The organism is Candidatus Hydrogenedentota bacterium, assembly GCA_019695095.1.
GTDB lineage: Bacteria > Hydrogenedentota > Hydrogenedentia > Hydrogenedentales > SLHB01 > JAIBAQ01.
Window position 1 is genome coordinate 1 of record JAIBAQ010000339.1, and the last position, 3,698, is coordinate 3,698.

Below are 3,698 nucleotides of genomic sequence, written 5' to 3' on the forward strand. Positions count from 1 at the left end.
GTCCGCCGCGGGCGGACTCAGCATGACAATCCAAAGCAGGACCGAAGCATTGTCTTGGTGAAGAGGATGAACATCTAAAGACCCATTAGACGACCTGCATGGCGTCGAAGGGTTGGCCCAGCACAGGCTGCGGATCGACGCCTAGCCAGTGCTTCAACACGCCCGCGTAAACGTTGCGGAAATCGACGGTGTGCTTCAGATCGCCGTCGTCGAGATCGGCAAGGCTGGGCGTTGCGCCGTGCACGCCTGCCTTCACGGCATTGCCCACGAGGAACATGGGTGCGGCCGTGCCGTGGTCCGTGCCGCCGCTGGCGTTCTGCTCGACGCGGCGTCCGAACTCCGAGAAGACCATCGTCAAAACGCGGTCGGCGGTGCCGTCTTCTTCGAGCTGTTGCTGGAATGACCTTAATCCGTCGCCGACTCGCTTGAGCAGGTTGTCGTGCGTGCCCAACTGGTTGGCGTGTGTGTCGAACCCGCCCGCGGCCACATAGTAGATGCGCGTCTGCAACCCGCCGCGAATGAGTCCGGCGACAGTGCGGAACGCGGCCTCGCCGTTCTTGCGCCCCACGGCTTGGTTGTCCAACCCTGCGCGATCCGCGGCCTCTTTCACTTCCGCGGAACTCATGATCGCGTTGGAGGTCGTGTGGCGAAGGAAGTCGAGCGTCGAACCAGCAGGTGCGGGGTGCCGGTTGAGTTGAGCGAAGTTCTCGGACGTGTCCGTGAACTTCCCGGGCCGCCAGCCGAAGTTCTCGGGGTTGTCGAACGCGACTCCCAGACCTTTATCGCCGTCGAACGCTTGCGGGCGTTCCGAGCCGAGCGCGACGCCGACTTGGGGGCGCGCAGAGCCGGAGCAGCAGTTGTCGAAATAGCGGCCGATCCAGCCCGTGCCGAGGTACCGATCCGAGTCGCTGGCCGTATGCCAGATTTCCATGGAACGGAAGTGCGAGCGATCCGGGTTGGGATACCCAACGCCCTGGATTACGGCGGCCTTTCCGTCGTCGTAGAGGCTCTTAAAGCCCTCAAGGTTCATGTTCAGCCCAAGGTCGTCGGTGAGGCGAAGGGCTTGGTCCTTCTTGATGCCCAGTTGAGGGCGCGCCCGGTAATAATCGTCGTTGGTGTAGGGCACGACGGTGTTAAGGCCGTCGTTGCCGCCACCCAGTTGCAGGACGACGAGCACACGGCCGTCATTGAATCCCTCGATGGCGGGGGCCTGACCTTCTGCCGTGCGCGTAAGGAAGGCTGGCGCCAGACCCATGGATGAGAAGAGGGCCGCTGATTTCAGGAAGCTGCGTCGCGTAATCGAGAAGCTCATGACGGTATCCTCACACGTAGGTCTTAACAGAGTTGGTATTCGGCTGTGCTCAAGAGAAGGTGAAGCGTCGCAAACAGGAACCGCTGCGGAATCGGTTTGTCACCGAGAGGGGCGGCCGGATCGCCGTCCACGCCCAAGGAACGGATCAGCACCGCGCGTTGATCCGCCGAAAGGGGAGTGCTCAGGAAACGGTTCTCCAATTGAGAGACGCAATCGTTAGGAGTAGCGTACTTCATGGAAGCGAAGAACGTCTGTGCATTCCACTGCGGTTGTGCCGAGCCGGCATCGGCCTCGCTCGTCATGGACATCATGGATTGCGGGGCCGTCGATGGCTCGCCGTTTTGGCTCATAAGTCCCGCCTGCCCCAGATAGGCCATCATCTCAAGGTCTTCCTTCTTGAGCTTCGCAGTTACGAGAAAACCGGGCAGGTTGTAGCGGACCAGCAGGGTGTTCGCGTTGATCCACGCGCGGCCACCGTCCCAGCCCTTCACGTTGGGCGGGAAAAAGATATCCTGACCGAGCCGTTGCGCTGCTTGGGCCATGGCGGAGAAGGGTGGACTGTCGTAGTCGAGGTCCGACGCCAATTGCAGAACGGTCTGGACAGGACTCTTGATCTGCTGGGCGACGGCCTTGTCCGAGTAGAAGGCCTGCGCCATGAACATCTGCCGCAGCATCGGACGAAGCTCGAAGTTATTCTGCCGCAATGTGTTAGCCAGTTCGTCGACCAGTTCTGGCTCGGGATTCTCGTAGGCGAAATACGTCCACAGCTTCTTCGCCATGAACTGCGAGGTCGCGGGCTGCTCGAAGATGATGTCGACAATGTCCCAACCGTCGAAATCTCCCCGGCGACCCAGAAAAACCTTCTCGCCGATGTCGTGATAATCCTCCCGATACACGAACTTTTCGTGGTCGGCGCTCCACCCGGTGAAAGCCCGGGCGGAGTTCTTGATGTCGTCCTCCGTGTAATTCCCCTTGCCCATGGTGAAGAGTTCCATGAGTTCGCGCGCCCAGTTTTCGTTGGGGTGCTTCTTGGTGCTCTGGACGTTGTCGAGGTAACGGAGCATGGACGGGGACTGTCCCACCGCGAAAGTGAGGCGCTTGAAATTGCCTGCGGCGTTCCGGCGAAAGACGTCGTTGAGTTGGTGCGTGTGCCACGAGGATTTCACCTTCTGGGCCGACGTGGCGAAATGACCGTGCCAGAACAGGGCCAGCTTCTCCTGAAGGGGGCGCTCCGTGGTGAACATCCGGTGCAGCCACCACGCCTTAAGTCTCTGAATAGCAACGCGTTCCTGCTGCTGATACTCGTTACGAGCCTTACGGCGCTCCTCTTCGGTGGCGTTGGCGTACCGGCGACGGAGTTCTTCCCGGGAAAGAGGGGGAATGAGAAAGTCCGGGGCGTCGCCGGGTTCTGGCTGGGCCTCGAAATCGACGAAGTAGTCGACCGCCGCAGCGGGGCTCATTGCGGTAATGCGGTCCAGACGGTCGTGGGTTAGGCCAAAACCGGCCCGGTTCAGTAGATGACGCGCCTTCCTTCGATCCCAATCCGAGGCACGGATCGGCTCCAATAGCGGTGATGCCATGGTCCGCTCTCCTTGCAGTGGCTTGCCAGGTATGTGCTTGCAGCGGTCAGCCGGGGCTGACTACGGTGGGTTCAACACCGCAAAAGGGAGGAAGTTCCAAATTCTCGCATCGATGCTGACGATAGATGGTCCCTTTAGCGATCTGCTGTCAGTGCGTTTCGGAGTTTAACGCAAAGGCGCGAAGACGCAAGGAAGCAACATTGCACCGCAAGTCATTGACGAATCGCAGTTCTTCAGTCAGAAGCAAATTCGCCTCTCCGTGTGTCCCCGAATTCCGCTTCTTGCCAGATTGCGGCTATACTGCGTCGTGTGGCCTTGATTTGTGGCCATTCGGCAGGAGTTTGGAGTGCAGGATCAGTTTCCACAGCGGTACGCTACGGCAACGCACGCCCGTTACGAGTGGCTAGACCAGGCGCGCGGTATTGTTGGCCTGTTCTTTGTGTTGTCCATCGTCATGGGGTACATGGACGGGGATATCCTTCTGAAGGAGATGAAGGATCATCCGGCCTATCTCAATCACGGTTTCTCGTACTACAAAGGCGATCCGTCCATCATCACGTTGATTGACGTGGGCCAGCTCATGTTCATGTTCATCATGGGATTTGTGGGCTACATCGCGTTCACCAGCCGGTTGGAGAAACGCGGGACCGTGTCGGCGTGGATCTATGCCGTGCGCCGGTTCGCGGGGTTGTACGCGCTGTCGATCGTGAGTGCCGCGCTACTGCCTTTGTTGAGCGGTGAGTTTGCGAATTGGAACGAGGCCTTGTACGACGGGACGTTCTCGCGTTTGGCGATTGGGAGCGTTG

Annotated in this window: 3 protein-coding genes; 1 reads left to right on the forward strand and 2 read right to left on the reverse strand. The window is 59.7% G+C overall.

Annotated features, from left to right (window positions below):
- Positions 1 to 85 precede the first annotated feature (85 nt).
- Entirely contained in the window at positions 86 to 1,312 is a 1,227-nt protein-coding gene (locus K1Y02_25945; protein ID MBX7259824.1) for a DUF1501 domain-containing protein, read from the reverse strand.
- Positions 1,313 to 1,335: 23 nt separating this feature from the next.
- Positions 1,336 to 2,892 carry a DUF1800 domain-containing protein gene (locus K1Y02_25950; GenBank protein MBX7259825.1) on the reverse strand — a complete coding sequence of 519 codons (1,557 nt, stop codon included), beginning with the start codon at positions 2,890 to 2,892 and terminating at the stop codon, positions 1,336 to 1,338.
- A gap of 346 nt (positions 2,893 to 3,238) precedes the next feature.
- Between K1Y02_25950 and K1Y02_25955 the strand changes: the two genes are divergently transcribed.
- Positions 3,239 to 3,698 (forward strand): hypothetical protein (locus K1Y02_25955; GenBank protein ID MBX7259826.1); only part of this gene is annotated, 460 nt, incomplete at its 3' end.